Genomic DNA, 17,044 nt, shown 5'->3' on the forward strand with positions numbered 1-17,044 from the left:
AGGAGTCTGAAATGAGCCAAAACCGCACGTTTCGCCGGGGAAACTGGCTCCCCCTAGGATTGGTTTTCTGTGTGCTAGGGTTTTATGGCGTACTTTCGGCACAAGCGCCGCAAGTGAACCCTCCGTTCGCCAGCGCCATCGATCAGAACAACGAAATCATTTCGCAGCTCAAGGAAGTCAACCGTCAACTGCGCGAGCAGAATGCGCTGCTCCGCTCCGGACTACCTGTCACCATCGTCGAAAAGAAGAAGTAAGTCATGTTCAAGCGTCGCACGATTCCCGCGGGACTCACCTTGGTGGAAGTCGCCATGACGCTATTGATTTGCGCCATTCTGGCCGGCGTATTGATTGTCAGCGGCACGCCGCAATTGGCCACCCAATTGCAGTCGGCGTGCCAGTTGGTGGCCGCCGACATGGCCCGGGCGCGGAGCCTGGCCGTGACCAATAACGACACCTATCGCTATACGTTCGACACGACCAACAACCTGTATTACCTCGAATACTCCGGCGCCAATAACACGCTGGCGACGCTCCCTTCGACGGCGTTTTACACCGGCCAGGACACGGCGACGCGGCAATATACGTTGCTGGGCAATCTGCCCGACACCAGCGCCAACGTCACCTTGTACGCAGTGGGAAGCAACGGCTCGACGCCGGCTCCTCGCACGCAAGTCGAGTTCGCCGCTTATGGCCAGACGACGCAAGTCGACGAGACGGTCATTTGGCTGACCACGGGCTCGGGCGCCGCGCAACTTTACCAATTTGTCCGCGTGAACCCGATCACCGGGCTGGCCACGGTCGAGGCTTTGCAAGCCACGGCTCCGTCGTCAGCCATTGTCAGTGGCAGCTGAACACTGTTCTGGCAGCCTGCCGCCAGTTGTTTTTCCGAAAAAGTTGAACGGTCATGATTCGATTACTCACCAAGCGCCAATGCGGTTCGATCGGCATCGATCTGGGCACGCGCGCGCTCAAGCTGGTGCAATTGGATCATGACCGCGCTCAGATCGTCGACGCGGTTCGCTGGGATTTGCCATTCGATGCCCAGGGAGACGCGCGCGGCCAACTGGTCCGCGCCTTGCAACAAGCTCGCGAAGGGCGCAAATTCCGCGGCCGCGACGCGGTGATCTGCCTGGGAGCCAGCGAGTTGTTCGTGCAAAATGTCCGCGTGGCCAAGCCGGCGGCTGGCGGCGACATCGAACCCTCGGTCCATCAGGAGATGAGCGCGCGGTTGCCGTTTCCGGCCCAGGAAACCGAACTGCGATTCATCGAAGCCGCCGACGTGCGACAAGGCGACGCGGTTCGTCGCGAGGTGATTGTTACCGCTTGCCATCGACCGATCCTGGACGAGCGTCTGCAACTGATCGAGGACGCTGGTTTCCGCCCGCGCGCGGTCGAGTTGGAAGCCAGCGCCTTGCTGCGCTGTTACGAATTGCAATATCGCCGCGACAACGATCGCGACCAGCGGGTGATGTACGTCCACGTCGGCAATTCAAGCACGACGGTAATGATCGCCCGGAACGATGAAGTCTCGTTCTTGAAATATATCGATATCGGCGGTCGGCACTTCGACGAGGCGCTGGCCCGCGGCTTGAAGATGACCGTGGCCGACGCCTGGGGCCTGCGACGTCACAATGGCGACCGGCGCGTCGATCAGCAGGATCCTGAAGTCGCGCGGAGCGTGAACGAAGCGGTTCGCCCCGTGCTGGAGCGCTTATTGGGTGAAGTCGCCCTGTGCATACGCTATCACAACGTCACCTTTCGCGGCCAGGCGCTGCAGCGCGTGGTGCTGGCGGGCGGCGAAGCGACCTCGGTGCTGGCCGAGCGGATGTCGACGGCGCTGAATGCCAAGTGTGAATTGGGAAACCCGCTGCGCAGTTTCGAGTCGACCCCGCTCGCCGGGCGTAACACGCAATGGGATGTGGCCATCGGCCTGGCGCTGAGGCCAACCGAATAGCGGCGCGCGTTCCAGCGAATCATGAGCACGAACATCAAACAAATCGATTTCCTGCCCGACCGCTACCGGCAGGTTGACGTGCAACGCCACTCGAAGTGGTGGCGGATGCTCGTGCTCGTTCTGTTTGGCGGCGCGATTTGCGCCACCCAGGTTGGGCAGATGTGCCAGCGACGCCAGGTGCAGGCTCAACTCGACGACGCCACGCTCCATTACCAAGCCGCCCAATTGGAAAGCCAGAAGCTCGCCAATATCCGCCAGACGCTGGTACCCCTGCGTGCGAAGGCGGAACTGCTTACGTACCTGCGCCACCCCTGGCCCCGCTCGCAGTTGCTGGCCTCGATCGCCGCGCCGTTGCCCAATGATGTGCTGCTGGAACGCGTGCGCTTTCAGCGCGAGCAGATTCGCACGGAACCCACGGTGGCCGCGCCACCACCCCAGCCAGGCGTCGCGGCGGCTGACATGCGCACCCCCGTCGAACGCGACCTGGAAAAAGTTCGTGATGAAGCCGACCAGTCGCGCATCGTGATCTACCTGGAAGGGACGACGCGCGACGACGCCTCGCTGCACAACTACTTGAGCCTGCTGACACGCGAACCATTGCTGGCCGAAAACGAATTGGCTTCGCTGGAACGGGACCAGGCGCATTTACGCTTTACCGTCCGAGTTCTAGTTCGCCCGGGTTACGGCCAACGGCGCGGGCCCGCCGGTCCGCGACCAGCCGAGTCGACAGTCGGCGCGTTAAGTCCCCTGACGCCCAATCCCTAACCGCATGCCGCCACGATCATGTTCGATCGCCTGAAGAACAAAACCTGGCTGGTCACGATGCCCATCGCACTGGGGACGGTCGCTTACGTTTGGCTGCTCTTCCTGCCGGCTCAGCGCGAGGTGGCCGCCATGGGTACCGACATCCAGAACAAACTGGCCTTCGCCATGACCGCCGACAAGCTGCGCGCCGAAATTCGCAGCGCCCAGGCCGAGCAAGCCGAAATCGAAACCTACGTCGCCGATTGGCAAGGTCCGTCAAGCAGCAGTGCCGACCTGGCCCAGGTGTTCTCACGCCTGGCCGACGCCATGCGCGACGCTGGCGTCGAGGCGACCCGCTTTACGCCTGACAGCCGAACTTCGCTGGCCCAGATGCAGCGCGTTTCGGTACGCATTGGTTGCCGGGGGAGCTATTCGCAATTGCTGCAGTTGCTAGCGGCCTGGGAGCGGTTGCCGGCGCGAATCTGGGTCGAGGATCTGAATATCCATCATGGCAGCGATGCCACCGCGAAGTTGGAATGCGAGGCAAACCTGGCAATCTTTGCCGTAAATTCCGATCAGACTGAATAGGGAAACTTTTCTGGCCGATAACAGAAGAGCCCGCGTGGTATAGCGCCGCTGTGCTGCCGGGCCGTGTGAGATGACCGTGTCACTATCACGTTACGCCAACCAATTACAACGCGAGTTGAAGGCCAACCAGAAGAAGGCGGCCATGCTCGGACTGCTCGGCCTGGTGGCTGTGTGGTTCTGGCTGCCGTTGCTGATGCCGAAGAGCACTGCCGCTGCGGCACCCGCGCCGTCGCCAGTAGCCGCGGGGACTGCTCCGGCGCCGGCTTCGCCAATCAATCACGACAACAAGGCGCCAACTTGGCGCTGGCAAGACCTGGACCAGTGGATGACCGCCGATTTGGAAACCAAGCCGTTCGTGTGGACCGAGGATCAAGGGCGCAACCCGTTCGCCCTGGTCAAGCTGCCACCGAGTGAAACAGAAATTGCCGAGGCCCAGGCTAAAGCCGCCCAACAGGAACAGGCGGTTCAACAGAGCCGGTCGGTATGCACGCCACAAGAGTCAGGCCTGGAACTGAGCAGCACCATGATCGCGCGAGTGCGCAAGGCAACGATCAATGGCAAGACCTACCAGCTTGGCGACGAGGTGCCGGTCAGCCGGGCGATTGTCTTCACGCTCGTCGGCGTCGAAGTGGGGCATGTGGTTCTCGCCCGTGAAGGTAGTGAGTTTCCCTTGAAGATTCGCCGCAACACAATGACCAGCAACCAACCGACCGGCAAGCAGACCGCGGCGGCCCTAACGCCTTAACACCGCGGGGCGAACGCCCCCCTATTGCGTCACGGATGACGATGAACCGATCGTTGAAAGCATGGCTGTTGATGGGCTGTGGCGCGCTGGGCGTGACCACCGCCGTCATGCTCGCTCTGTTCACGACTCCGCGGTCGGCGACCGTCGCGAGCGTGGCTCCGTCGATTGTTGTCAAAGCTCGCGTCGAGCCCGTGCCGCAACTCAGCCAGCCCGACGGCCCTCGCGCGGTCGAAATGTTGCCGCCAGCCACCACGTCTCATCCCAGCGAGCCTCCCGCGCCGCCGGTGTTCAGCTATGGCTATCCCCAGGCGATGCGCACCGAGCCGCGAATTGCCGGGCCCACGACGCTGCGCGTGGCGGCCTTGCCGCCGACGATGGCCACTTCGAACCCGATCAGCCCCGACCAGGCGGCCGCGATCCTGAGCCAGTATCCACCCGAGAAGCAGCAAGCGCTGCAGCAGGCGCTCACTACGATTCAATCGAATCCCGAGATGATGCAGCAGGTCTTGAATGGGCAAATGCCGGCCGGCTTCCCTCCCGAAGTGAAGCAGATGCTCACGCAAAGCGCGCAGGCGGCCGCGACGCAAAACCAGGCGGGAGCGGCGCCCGGCGGACCAGCCATTGCCCCGCCGGTAAATGCGGCCCCCACTCCAGCGCGGGGCGCGGACGATCCGAATGTCGTGGGACCAGCAGCGCAACCGAAGGCTGAACTCCCGGCCCCGGCCGAGCCGGCCGGCAAGTCGGAATTCGTAATGAAGAAGGACGCCGACGGCGTGCAGAAGATCACGCTGAACATGCAGTCGGCCGACCTGCGCGATGTGCTCGACTTGCTCAGTGAGCAGGCCGGCTTGAACATCCTGGCTAGCGCCAACGTCGAGGGACGCGTTACCGCGGTCCTCAACAACGTGGAAGTCGACGATGCCCTGGACGCCATTCTGAAGAGCACGGGCTTTGTCAGCCGGCGCGAAGGGGCCTTCCTATACGTGGGTACGCCGAAGGATTTCGCCGACTTGCGAGTCGCGCTCGACAAGATCGGCACGCGCGTCTATCGGCCCAATTACGTGCCCGCCAAGGAATTGATGGCGTTGCTGACGCCGCTGTTGACGCCGTCGGTCGGCAAGCTGAGCGTAACCACGCCGGCCCAAATTGGCATTGCCGTGAACAGTAACGACGCCGGCGGCGACGGCCCGGCGCACGGCGAGGCGGTGCTGGTCCAGGACTACGAAGCCGTCCTTTGCCAGATCGACGAAGTCGTGCGTGAACTCGATCGGCGGCCGATGCAAGTGGCGATCGAGGCGATGGTCCTCAGCGTCACGCTCAATGACCAAAACCAATTCGGCGTCAATTGGCAATTCCTCCGCGATCAACAGAACGTCCGCTTTGGCATCGGCCAGCCGCGCGTCAATCCGCTGAACGGCACGGGTGTGCCCGACGGCACCACCGGCGGCACCGTGGGGCAGTTCAATTTCACCCAAGGAGGGCTGTCATTCGCCTTTCTGGATGATTCGCTCGGCGTGTTCATCACGGCCTTGGAAACGATCGGCGACATCAACGTCATCGCCCAGCCGCGGCTGTTGTGCCTGAACAAGCAGCGCGCCGAGATTCTGATTGGCTCGCAGATTCCGTACACGACCTCGACCGTTACTCAAACCTTCACGACGCAGACGGTCCAGTTTCTGGACATTGGCACGCAACTGCGCTTGCGGCCGTTCATTTCGGCCGATGGGTCGATTCGCATGGAGGTTCACCCCGAAATCTCCAGCGCCGGTCAAAGCGTGAACAACGTGCCATCCAAGAACGTCACGCAAGTCACCACCAACATCATGTGCTACGACGGTTGCACGGTGATCATCGGCGGCTTGCTGGAAGAAGACTTGCAGAGCAATACGACGCAAGTGCCGTTCATCGGCAGCCTGCCGTACGTCGGACAGTTGTTCCGCACCAAGACCGACTCGATCGTGCGCCGCGAAATCCTGGTGCTGGTCACCCCGCGGATTGTCTACTCGCCGGATTACGACGCGGAAAGCGTCGAAGATCGACAAGACTTTGAACGCCGACAGACCGTGGCCCGCGACGGCCAGACCCTGCTGAGCCGGTCGCACTCGGCTCGTCGGTTCATTCGCCGCTCGCGCGAAGCGATCGAACGAGGGGATCTGATTACTGCCCGTCGTTATGCCGACATGGCCGTCAAGTTCGATCCCAGCAACCGCGAGGCGATGGATTTACGAACCGAGCTGATGGGGACGCCGACGTTGCGCCGGCCCGAACCGCTGGACCGCAAGGTCGATCGCACGTTGCGAAACACGATGCCAAACACGCCGCCGGCGCCTCCGGCCAACGACACGACTGCAAAACTGCTCGACGGCGAAAACGTCTCGCCCTGGCTGCTCGATGAATTGCAGGGACGACCGGGCACTGGTCGGGCCATGCACCCGAAGGATCCGGGCATCTCCGGCGAGATCCGCTCCATCAAGGTTCCGGAAGCGGTGAGCGATGGGAAATAGCGCACGACAAATCGGCGCCATCGCGATAGGGCTATGCCTATTGGCTGGCTGCGGCGCGCTGCGCCGCCAATTGGTGGCCGAGGATGTCCGGCCGATGCGCGCCAAGCGTATGGCGGCCGCTTGCCAGGACTTTGAATCGCGCCGCGATCAGGCCCAATTGGCTGCGGCCAAGTCGTTCCTCGATCATCAGAACTACCGGGCCTGCAACGAACAGCTTAGGCCACTCATCGAGCGCAATCCCAAGCTGCGCGAGGCTCATTTGCTATTGCTCGAATCGCTGGCCGCCGACGAACGCTGGGACGAGGCCTGCAAGCGTGGAGGGCAAGTACTGGCCGCGTTTCCCGAAGACGCCGACGCCTTGCACGCCGTGGCCGTGGTCTACGACGCTGCCGGTCATGAGAAAGACGCCTTGGCCTGTTTCGATCGGGCGGCGCGCGCCGAGGGAACCGCGCCCGCTCCGATCGATCGGGTGACCCAGGCCCATCGTACGCGACGTGTCAGCCAGTCCATCGGGCGCTCGGCCAAAAAGGCGTCATTAGCGATGCCTGAACCGCCCAGCGAGGAGGCCTCGGGCGATTTGCTGAAGGCTGAACTCAGTGTTGCGCTCGGCGACGAGAACGAAGGCGCCGAGCGTGTCGGCGCGCTGCAACAGCGGCATCCCGACGCCGATGCAGTGAACGAACTCGCGGCCCGCGTGGGAGTTGACGCCATGCCCGTGCCGCCGCCCGACGTGCCGGAAACCGCCCCCGTTTCCAATCAAGCTCCAGCGCGAGGCGACTCCAGTGACTCACGCCACTCGGGGGCCAGTTCGCGTCGCCAGGCGCGGCGCCCCGACGAGCCTCGCATCCTTCGCCTTTCGGCCGACGGTCCCAGTGATCGCACACCCGCCGAGTCGAACGCGCCAGGGCGATTGAACACGAACGCTCGACCGCTGCTTCCCACCGATCACATCGCGGCCAAGCCCGAGACTGCCGGGCGGTTGTTGGCCTTGGCAACCAAGGCCCTGGCGTCCGATAACGTGACCACCGCCGAGAAATATCTGACGCGGTTGATCGACCAGACGGACACCACCGAAGCCGAGGCAATCGACGCGGCAGTGTTACCCCTCAGGCATGAACAGCCGGAATTATCGGCACAACTGTGCGCGGCGGCGCGGGAACGCTGGCCGCGTGCGGTGCGACTGCTTGAAATCGAAGGAACCGCCCAGTACCGCCTGAAGCGTTATCAAGAGGCTCGCGGCGCCTTGGAGCGGGCCGTAGCCCTCGACGAAGCGCGGGCCACCACGCATTTCCTGCTGGGGGCGACGTTGCGTCAACTGGGCGAAGATGACGCCGCCCAGGAGCATCTGCAACGGGCCCGGCAACTCGACCGCCGGTTCGCCACTCAGCCCTAGACGCCGTCACAATCGGCGCGACCGGCGTAGACGGAATTGCGTTCGGTCCTCTCTGACGTTGCCGTATGTGCGACATCGCACTGGCGGTTGCAAGTTGCGGCCCTCTTCGGGCCTGAGCGCGTAACCCGCCCTTAACGGCAAGCTACAATTTCGCGCCATTCGTGTTGCCAAAAAGAGACCCACCGAGGGGATAACCCCCAAGCCGGGTCTGGCAGCCGTCGGATCGTTCGACGTGCGATCATAGTTCGCTCCTCGACGATTTCCGAGACGCTACCACGATCAGATCACTTGCCGTGTGCGAATGATGAAGGCGTTGAACAAAGGAAACGGTTGGGCAGTTGAAGCGAGCCTGTCGATCGGCGCACTCGCGCTATCGACAGGTTGCGCCGTCGCGCTGCTTGCGCCGACGTCGCTGGGTCGTTTGACCCAGTGGTGCTTGTTCCTCTGCTCAGCACTAGTCGCGGCTTGTGTCGCCGACTACCTGCGGCGGCGTCAGGTGAAACAACTACGCGAGGCGCGGCAATTCATCACCCGCCTGGCCGATTTCGATCAACCAGGCCAGTCGGCTTCGGCGGTGCTCGACTCGTTGCCCTCGATCGATAATGGCACGCCGTGCGCGTCGGCCTTGTTCCGGCTGCGCGATGTGCTGGCCGCCCAGGCCGCTCGCCAGGCCGACGCCGACCACGCCCGCACGGCGCTCGAATTGCGCTGCCGCCGGGAAGCCGCTGAAAAGGAACGCGCGCTGGCCATCGTCGACAAGATCGACGCTCCGGTCCTGGTGGTCGACCAGTTCGACGAATTGCTGCTGGCCAATGAAACGGCCGAGTCGCTGTTGTCGCTTGATCTCGGGAAGGCCGAGACGCGTGTCTTCTCGCGGCTGGCCCACTGCGACAAGCTGGTCGCGCTGTTGGCCGATGCCCGCCGCCGCAAAGGTCCGGTGGCGAAAAGCGAAGACATCGAGTTTGAAACGGCCGGCGGCGAACGCCGCGCCTACAACGTCTTGGTCACCAATCTGGCCGACGAAGCCAATGCCGATGAACAATCGGGCAGCCAAGGCGTGGTGGCCGTACTGCGTGATGTAAGCACGACGAAAGAACTGCTCCGCAGTCATGCTGAATTTGTTTCCAACGCCAGCCATGAGATGAAAGCCCCGCTGGCCGGCATCAAGGCCTATGTCGAGATGTTGGCCGATGGCGAGGCCGAAGACGCGGAAACCCGGGACCAATTCCTGGAAGTCATCGCCGGACAGACCGAGCGTTTGCAACGACTGATCGAGAACCTGTTGAACATCGCCCGCATCGAAGCTGGCGTGGTCAAGGTCAGCAAGCAAAGCCAGTCGCTGAACGATGTGCTGAACGACGCGATCCGCGTGGTCCAGCCGATGGCCGAGGCCAAGCAGATTTCCTTGCGGGCTGAGTTGAGCCCGCTGTACCTGGGCGTTTTTGTCGATCGCGACCTGATGCTGCAAGGCGCGCTCAACCTGTTGTCGAACGCGGTCAAGTACACGGCGCCGGGCGGGCTGGTGACGCTGCGCAGCAGACTGGATGACGGCCAGGTGCAATTCGAGGTCGAAGACACCGGCGTCGGGCTGTCCCCCAAGGATTGCCAGCGCGTGTTCGAGAAGTTTTACCGCGTCGAGAAAGACACGCAGATGGCCTCGGGCACGGGCCTGGGGTTGCCGCTGGCGCGGCACATTGTCGAGGACGTGCATGGCGGCAAGCTGACGCTGACCAGCCAGTTGGGCGTGGGCAGTACGTTCCGGATCAACCTGCCGGCGGCCAATCGGAACACTTGATCGCAGTGGGGCGTTCTGAGGTTTACAGCTCACGGGACGGAACATCATGGGAAAACGAATCCTGCTGTGCGACGACGAGTTGCACATCACCAAGGCGGCGGAGTTCAAGCTGGTCCGAGCCGGCTATGAGGTCGAGTGCGCGTGTGATGGCGAGTTCGGTTGGCAGGCGATTCAACGCGTGAAGCCGGACCTGCTGATCACCGACTGCCAGATGCCGCGACTCAACGGCCTGCAACTGGTCGAGCGCATTCGCCAGCAGCCCGAGCTGCAATCGATGCCGATCTTCATGCTGTCGGGCAAGAGCATGGAATTGTCGCACGAAGAGTTGGCTCGGCGCTGGGACGTGCGGGCCGTGTTGGGCAAGCCATTCAGCCCACGCGAGTTGTTGACCCTGGTTGAACAAGCCATCGGCGTGGCCCACGAGCCGGCCACCGTCTAGTCGATCGGACGCGGACGAAACGACGGGGGCGAGGGACTAGGCGATGAATCTGACCACGGAAATCTTTGGCGGCGTGATCGTCGTCCACACTCCCGAGGAGGTGGCGAACGAGCAAGCGTCCGAAATCTCGGTCGCGCTTTGCCAATTGGAACGCCGCAATTTGGTCGTGGATTTGGACGCCACCGAAACGATCGACAGCAAGGGGTTGACCGCGCTGGTCGAGGCGCAAGACTCGCTGCGCGGGCTAGGGGGGGAGCTGAAGCTGGCCACGACGAATCTGCAGAACCGCAAGATTCTAGAGATCACGCGGCTGGATCAGCGGTTTGAAGTATTCGAAAGCGTCGTCGACGCGGTACGCAGCTACCAATAGCGCGAGGACGTCGATGACCACTCCCAATCAACCGCCGCTTCGCCTGGGAAATCTGCTGGTCGAGCGTGGCTACGTCACGCAAGAGAAGCTCGAGGCCGCGCTCAGCGAGCAGCACGACAGCAATAAGACCAAGCTGCTGGGCGAGATTCTGGTCGAGATCGACGCGTGTACCGAGGACCAGATCGCCGAGTGCATCGCGCACGAATACCGGCTCCCCTACGCCAAGCTCGAAACGCGCATCTTCGACAACAAGATCGTCGATGTCTTGCCGCGCGAGTTCATCGAAAAGAACCTGGTCCTGCCGCTGTTTCAGGTGGGCGACACGTTGACGCTGGCGGTCTGTGAGCCGGCCAACCTGTTCTTGTTCGAGGAAGTGGCCACGCTGTCCCGCTGCAAGGTACAGGTGGTGGTGTCGACGGCGAAAGACATTCGCCGCATGCTCACCACGCTGCCCAACTCGAAGGTGTTCGTCATCGACGACATCATCGACGAGTCCGAGGCCGGCGACGTCGAGTTGATTGAAGAGGCGATCGAAGACATCGGCAACATCGAGGAATCGGCCGGCATGTCGCCGGTGATCCGGCTGGTGAACTTCATCATCTACAACGCCGTCAAGGAAGGAGCCAGCGATATCCACATCGAACCGGCCGAGCGCGTGCTGCGGGTGCGCTATCGCATTGACGGCCGGCTGTACAAGTCGCTCGAAGTGCCGGTCCACTTGCTGAACGCGGTTACCAGCCGTATCAAGATCATGGGCGGCATGGATATCAGCGAGCGCCGCTTGCCGCAGGACGGCCGCATCCACGTGATGCTCGACGGTCGCAAGATCGACTTGCGCTGCAGCACGTTTCCGACCACCCGCGGCGAAAAGACGGTGATTCGCGTGCTCGACACGCGCAGCGTCTCGCTGGTGCTCGAAGAACTGGGCTTTTCGGAAGACATCCTGACCGACCTGCAAGGGAACATCCGCGAGCCGAACGGCATCTGTCTGGTCACTGGTCCGACCGGCAGCGGTAAGAGCACCACGCTCTACGCCTGCTTGAACTCGATCAGTTCAATGGAAAACAACATCTGCACGGTTGAAGACCCGATCGAATACAACTTGCCGCTGATCAACCAATTCCAGGTGCAAGACCGCATTGGGCTGACCTTCGCCAAGGCGCTGCGAACCCTGTTGCGGCAAGACCCCGACGCGATCATGGTCGGCGAAATCCGCGACGAGGACACGGCTCGCACCGCCATCCAGGCGGCGCTGACCGGCCACATGGTGTTCAGCACGCTGCACACCAACGACGCCTGTTCGGCGATTACGCGGCTGATCAATATCGGCGTTGAGCCGTACCTGATCGGCGCGGCGTTGAATATGGTGCTGGCCCAGCGGCTGGTGCGGCGGATCTGCTCGAAATGTCGCCAGGCCTACGAGCCGCCGCGCACGCTCCGTCGCACGGTCGAGCGGATGGGCTACCCGATGGAAACCTACTATCGCGGCATCGGCTGCAAACGCTGCCGCAACACCGGCTATACCGGCCGCGTGGGTATCCACGAATTGTTGAACATTACTGATGAGCTGCGCGACGTGATCGTCTCGAACCCGTCGGTGATCAACATCCGGCAAATCGCCCAGCGCAATGGAATGGTCACGCTCCGACATGACGGCTTCCGCAAGGTGCGCGAAGGGCTGACCACGGTCGAGGAAATCATGCATGTCGTCGGCGACGCGGGCGAAACCGGCGAGGCGCCGAACGCCGAAGCGGTCGCCGCCGCCACGGGAGATGAATCATGAGCACTGCTTTTGCCTACAAGGCACGCGACCCCCAGGGAAGCTTGCACGAAGGACAAATTGAGGCCGCCAGCGCCGAAGACGCCGGCCAGCAATTGCGCCGCGACGGCTTCACCGTGCTGGAAATCAACGAAGACCTCTCGCCACCGCCGAGCTTGTTTCCGCGCCGAGTCACCCGGGCCGAAGTGGTCTACGCCAGCACGCAATTGGCGGTGATGATCGACACCGGCATCGCGCTGGCCGAGGCGCTCGAATCGATGGCCGCTCAGGAAGAGAACCCCACCTTGAAGCGTGTCTTGCTCGAATTGCACGACAGCGTGCAACAGGGCGAAGACTTCTCGCTCGCACTGGCCAAGCATCCCAAGCTGTTCGACAAGACTTACGTTTCGCTCATCAAGGCCAGCGAAGCGACTGGTACGATGGGGCCGATGCTCGAACGGATTGCCACCTATTTGCGCAAGGAACTGGAAAGCCGGGCCAGAGTCCGGGCCGCGCTGGCCTACCCGATGGTCATGTTGGTGCTGGCCGTGATGGTCACGATCTTTTTGCTGACCTACGTCATGCCCCAGTTCGCGCCGATGTTCGCCAGTCGCGGAACCAAGCTGCCGTTGCCGACCAAGGTAATGATGGCCGCCTCGAACGTGCTGGTGAACCAGTGGTACTGGTGCTTGCTGGGGACCACCGTGGTCGTGGGGGGGCTGATTTACGGGCTACGAACCGAAGCGGGCAAGAAGGTCTGGGACGGCATCAAGATCCGAGCGCCGCTGTTGGGAACGATGTCACGCAAGGTTGCTATCGGCCGCAGTATCCGCACCCTGGGCACGATGATGGGGAGCGGCATTCCGGTGCTCGACGCGCTGAAGCTTTCGGCCGACGTGGCGGGCAACTGGTATTACGAACAACTCTGGAAGCACGTCTCGGATCAGGTCGTCGAAGGGCAGCAGATTCACGAGTCGCTAGCTGGCCAGCCGTTGTTTCCTCAGATGCTGGTCCAGATGATCTCGGCCGGCGAGCGGACGGGTCGCCTGGGCCAGGTGCTGGAACGAGTCAGCGACTTCTACGAACAGGAAGTCGAGACCTCGTTGAAAGGGCTGACCGCCATGCTTGAGCCCATCATGATTACGGTGATGGGTGGCGTGGTCGGGACGATTGGCATGGCGATCATGCTGCCAATCTTCAGCCTGAGCAAACCAGCCGGCTAGGCGATTCCGCCGAGACCTAGACGCGAGCCATCGGCCCGAGGATCACGCGGCGCGTGCGACGTTCGGCACGCAGCCGGGCGCGACGGCGAATTTCGCTGGGCTTTTCGTAGTATTCCTTGCGGCGCATTTCCTTCTTGATGCCGCTGCGTTCCACCAACTTGCGGAACCGGCGAACCGCCTCTTGAATCGATTCACGGTCCCGAACGGTCAACTTAACCACACGATCCTCACTCTAGGGCACTAAGGGAACGAAAATGCTGGGTGCGAAACGCTGTAGTCTAACGACCAAAAGCCTTTGCGCCTAGATCGGCATTTGCTGGCAAGCTGCGTAGTTTTTCTCATTCGGCCCGAACAGCCCGAGCGTGCCAGCAGCGGGCCGGTGCATCGCAAAGCGGGCCGGCCGTTCGTATTTGCTCAAAACGGCCGAATAGGTACACTCCCGCCCTCTGCCGGCCGGATCGCCCCCGTTTCATGGTCCAGTGGCGTGGTTGAGAATCGCCGATTCCCGCGTGGTAATCGGCTTGCTGGGTAAGGAGTTTGCCTTGCTGGCTCGTTGGCCCATTCGGAACAAGCTCTTCGTCGGACTGGCGTTGCTAGTCGTGATGGTGGTGCTCATTGCCTGGGGCGGCATCGAAGGGCTCTATTCCTACCGCAGCCTGGTCCGCAGCCTGCGCCGCGTGTACGAGTTGCCCATCGCCACCAAGCTGATGCAGCACGTCGGCGATTTGCGCGTCGCGCTCAGCGAGATTCGCGGCCAGGGCGAGGCGCCGGCCGACACGCCCTTTGGTCGGTCGGCCAGCTTGCAATGGGCCCAGGAAGAGTTCCGCCACCACGTTGACGCCACCCGCAATACGTTGGCCAACTATCGCTTTCAACTGGCGGACAACTCGCCCGACGATCCCATCGGCGACAGCCAGCGCGAGTGGGACACGGTTCGTTCGATCGAGCATTCACTGGAACGTATCGACAAGACGATGCAACAGCCCGATTGGCTGTTCGACGCCGTCCAACTGGCGCGACTGAACGCCGAGTTGCAATACCTGGAAGAGCGGGCGGTCGAACTGCCCAGCTATCTTCACCTGAACATCGAGGAGTTCACCGAAGAAGCCCGCGGACAGTACCGCGCGCTGATCGTGCTGTGCTGCGTGACCAGCATTCTCGCGGCCGGCATGTTTATTCTGCTGGTTAAATTATTCTACGACTGGGTCTTCCGGCCGTTGCGGGTGCTGATCAAGGGGTCGCGCAAGGTGGCGGGGGGCAACTTCGAGTACCGCATCGTGATGAACTCGCACGACGAGATGGCCGAGTTGGCCGGCGCGATGAACGATATGACCGTTCGCTTCCGCACGATTCGCGATGACCTCGATCGGCAGGTCCAGGAACGGACCAAGCAGGTGGTGCGCAGCGAGCAACTAGCCAGCGTCGGCTTTCTGGCCGCGGGCGTGGCACACGAGATCAACAATCCGTTGGCGTCGATCGCCATGGCGGCCGAGTCGCTGGAAGGGCGTTTGGACGAGCTGTTGAAGTCGGACAAGTCCCAGCGCGACCTGGCCCACAAATACCTGCGGATGATCCAGACCGAGGCGTTCCGCTGTAAGGAAATCACCGAAAAGCTGCTCGACTTCTCGCGGATCGGCGAGGTCCGCCGCCAGCCGGTCGAGTTGCGCGGGCTGGTCGGCGGCGTGATCGACATGATCGGCCACCTGGGGCGCTACAGTTCGAAGCACGTGACACTCGAACCGGGTGTGCCGCTGTTCGTCATGATCAACCAACAAGAGATCAAGCAGGTGGTGTTGAACCTGCTGGTCAACGGACTCGACAGCCTGGAAGACGAGGGCGAGGTGCGCGTCCGCATCGACGCCCACGGCGACCAGGCCGAGCTGTCGGTGACCGACACCGGACACGGCATGACCGAGGAAGTGCTCGAACACTTGTTCGAGCCGTTCTTCACGCGCAAACGCGGCGGGCAGGGGACGGGCCTGGGATTGTCGATCGCCTATCGAATCGTCGCCGACCACGGCGGAGCACTTGAAGCCCACAGCGATGGACCGGGTCGGGGCGCGCGCTTTACGGTGCGGTTGCCTTTGGCCGAGATGCAAAAGGAGTTGGCTTATCACTACCAAGCAGCCTAACCGACTGAAGTTGTTGTTTGCCGACGACGAAGCGTCGCTGCAGCAATTGATGAGCGTCGAATTGCCGCACATGGGGCACGAAGTGACCATCTGTCCCGATGGCGCGACGGCCGTGGCTGCGCTCGAACTGAACACCTATGACTGTATCCTGGTCGACTTGGACATGCCCAAGCTGACGGGCCTGCAGGTGATCGATCGTTGCAAGCAATTATCCCCCGATACCGAAGCGATCGTGCTCACGGGCAAGGCCTCGCTCGAATCGGCGATCCACGCCTTGCGGCATGGCGCGTTCGATTACCTGACCAAGCCTTACAAGCTGGCCGAGCTGAAGGCTCTGCTTGAACGCGTGGCCGATAAGCGCGAAATGACCAACAAGTGCCGGGCGCTGCAACTGCGTCTGCAAAAACTGGAGGGAACGCCGCAACTGATCGGCAAGTCTCCGGCCATGCAGCAGGTCCGCCATTGGATCAGCAAGGTCGGGCCAACCGATTCGACCGTGTTGATTCTGGGCGAAACTGGCACCGGCAAGGAACTGGTGGCCCGGGCGATTCACGATCAAAGCCTGCGCGCCGAGAAGCCGTTCGTGGCAATCAATTGTGGCGCGCTGCCGGAACACCTGATCGAAAGCGAGCTATTCGGCCATCGTCGCGGCGCGTTTACCGGCGCCGACGAGCACCGCGTCGGCCTGTTCGAAGTGGCCAACGGCGGCACGTTGTTCCTGGACGAAATCGGCGAGCTACCGCGGGCGATGCAGGCCAAGCTGCTCCGCGCGCTGGAAAGCGGCGAGATTCGTCGCGTGGGTGACAACGACGCGCTGACGGTCGACGTGCGCGTGGTATGCGCCACGCACCGCGATCTGGAAAAAATGGTCACCGAGGGTGACTTCCGCGAGGACTTGCTGTTCCGGATCAATACATTCGAGATTCGCGTGCCACCGCTGCGCGAGCGGAGCGACGACGTGCCCGAGTTGGCCGAATATCTGTTGCGGCGTCAGCGGCCGCACGCTCGGCCGAACGATCCCTTGTTCACCGAGGACGCGCTCAACGCGCTGCAGGGCTACGTCTGGAGCGGCAACGTCCGCGAGTTGGCCAACGTGATCGAGCATGCCTCGATCATGGCCGATTCATTGCCGATCACGACACAGCACCTGCCAATTCGCTTTCACGAGAAGCGGCTCCGCGGGCCGCACTTCAAGATTGGTCCCGCGGGCAAGACCCTGCGCGAGCTGGAAATGAGCGCAATCCATCAATCGCTCGAGCGGCACAAGGGGAGCAAGCCGAAGACGGCCGAGGAACTCGGCATCAGCCTGAAGACGCTGTACAACAAGCTGAACCAGGAATCGGCCGAAGCCGAGGCGTAAAGCGTACCGACGCGACGCTGACGCGACCGCCTTCGTAG

General features: G+C 62.4%; 16 protein-coding genes. 15 read left to right on the plus strand and 1 reads right to left on the minus strand.

The genetic code is table 11. The annotated features are described in order from the left end of the window. Positions 1-11 precede the first annotated feature (11 nt). The 13 genes from JSS27_13325 (at position 12) to JSS27_13385 (ending at position 13,514) form a co-directional block, all read left to right on the plus strand. Positions 12-254 (plus strand): hypothetical protein, encoded by a 243-nt coding sequence (locus JSS27_13325; protein MBS0209923.1) that lies wholly within the window; start codon positions 12-14, stop codon positions 252-254. Between the two features lie 3 nt (positions 255-257). Beyond that, a complete protein-coding gene (locus JSS27_13330; GenBank protein ID MBS0209924.1) occupies positions 258-851 on the plus strand; it encodes a hypothetical protein in 594 nt (197 codons plus the stop codon). A gap of 53 nt (positions 852-904) precedes the next feature. Continuing rightward, positions 905-1,954 carry a pilus assembly protein PilM gene (pilM, locus tag JSS27_13335; GenBank protein ID MBS0209925.1) on the plus strand — a complete coding sequence of 350 codons (1,050 nt, stop codon included), beginning with the start codon at positions 905-907 and terminating at the stop codon, positions 1,952-1,954. Positions 1,955-1,975: 21 nt separating this feature from the next. After that, on the plus strand, positions 1,976-2,719 hold the full coding sequence (locus JSS27_13340; GenBank protein MBS0209926.1) for a hypothetical protein: 744 nt from the start codon (positions 1,976-1,978) through the stop codon (positions 2,717-2,719). Between the two features lie 18 nt (positions 2,720-2,737). Next, on the plus strand, positions 2,738-3,286 hold the full coding sequence (pilO, locus tag JSS27_13345; GenBank protein ID MBS0209927.1) for a type 4a pilus biogenesis protein PilO: 549 nt from the start codon (positions 2,738-2,740) through the stop codon (positions 3,284-3,286). Positions 3,287-3,362: 76 nt separating this feature from the next. Next, positions 3,363-4,031 (plus strand): hypothetical protein, encoded by a 669-nt coding sequence (locus JSS27_13350; protein MBS0209928.1) that lies wholly within the window; start codon positions 3,363-3,365, stop codon positions 4,029-4,031. Between the two features lie 41 nt (positions 4,032-4,072). Then, entirely contained in the window at positions 4,073-6,535 is a 2,463-nt protein-coding gene (locus JSS27_13355) for a hypothetical protein (GenBank protein MBS0209929.1), read from the plus strand. Between the two features lie 94 nt (positions 6,536-6,629). Next, positions 6,630-7,928, plus strand: coding sequence for a hypothetical protein (locus JSS27_13360; GenBank protein MBS0209930.1), 1,299 nt, complete (start codon positions 6,630-6,632; stop codon positions 7,926-7,928). Positions 7,929-8,232: 304 nt separating this feature from the next. After that, a complete protein-coding gene (locus JSS27_13365) occupies positions 8,233-9,723 on the plus strand; it encodes a hypothetical protein (protein ID MBS0209931.1) in 1,491 nt (496 codons plus the stop codon). A gap of 46 nt (positions 9,724-9,769) precedes the next feature. Next, a complete protein-coding gene (locus JSS27_13370; protein ID MBS0209932.1) occupies positions 9,770-10,162 on the plus strand; it encodes a response regulator in 393 nt (130 codons plus the stop codon). Positions 10,163-10,205: 43 nt separating this feature from the next. Then, entirely contained in the window at positions 10,206-10,532 is a 327-nt protein-coding gene (locus JSS27_13375) for an STAS domain-containing protein (protein MBS0209933.1), read from the plus strand. A 13-nt stretch (positions 10,533-10,545) separates the two neighbouring features. After that, entirely contained in the window at positions 10,546-12,315 is a 1,770-nt protein-coding gene (gene tadA, locus JSS27_13380; GenBank protein ID MBS0209934.1) for a Flp pilus assembly complex ATPase component TadA, read from the plus strand. Continuing rightward, positions 12,312-13,514 (plus strand): type II secretion system F family protein, encoded by a 1,203-nt coding sequence (locus JSS27_13385; GenBank protein MBS0209935.1) that lies wholly within the window; start codon positions 12,312-12,314, stop codon positions 13,512-13,514. Before tadA ends, JSS27_13385 begins: the two co-directional genes overlap by 4 nt. Before the next feature lie 16 nt (positions 13,515-13,530). Here the strand turns inward: JSS27_13385 and rpsU are convergent, their stop codons facing one another. After that, positions 13,531-13,734: a 30S ribosomal protein S21 gene (rpsU, locus tag JSS27_13390; protein ID MBS0209936.1), complete on the minus strand. Its 204-nt coding sequence runs from the start codon at positions 13,732-13,734 to the stop codon at positions 13,531-13,533. A 259-nt stretch (positions 13,735-13,993) separates the two neighbouring features. On the opposite strand from rpsU, the gene JSS27_13395 reads away from it, so the two are divergent. Both JSS27_13395 and JSS27_13400 read left to right on the plus strand, forming a co-directional pair. Then, positions 13,994-15,646, plus strand: coding sequence for a HAMP domain-containing histidine kinase (locus JSS27_13395; GenBank protein ID MBS0209937.1), 1,653 nt, complete (start codon positions 13,994-13,996; stop codon positions 15,644-15,646). Between the two features lie 4 nt (positions 15,647-15,650). After that, on the plus strand, positions 15,651-17,006 hold the full coding sequence (locus JSS27_13400) for a sigma-54-dependent Fis family transcriptional regulator (protein MBS0209938.1): 1,356 nt from the start codon (positions 15,651-15,653) through the stop codon (positions 17,004-17,006). Positions 17,007-17,044 lie beyond the last annotated feature (38 nt).

It is taken from the genome of Planctomycetota bacterium, assembly GCA_018242585.1.
Classification (GTDB): domain Bacteria; phylum Planctomycetota; class Planctomycetia; order Pirellulales; family PNKZ01; genus JAFEBQ01.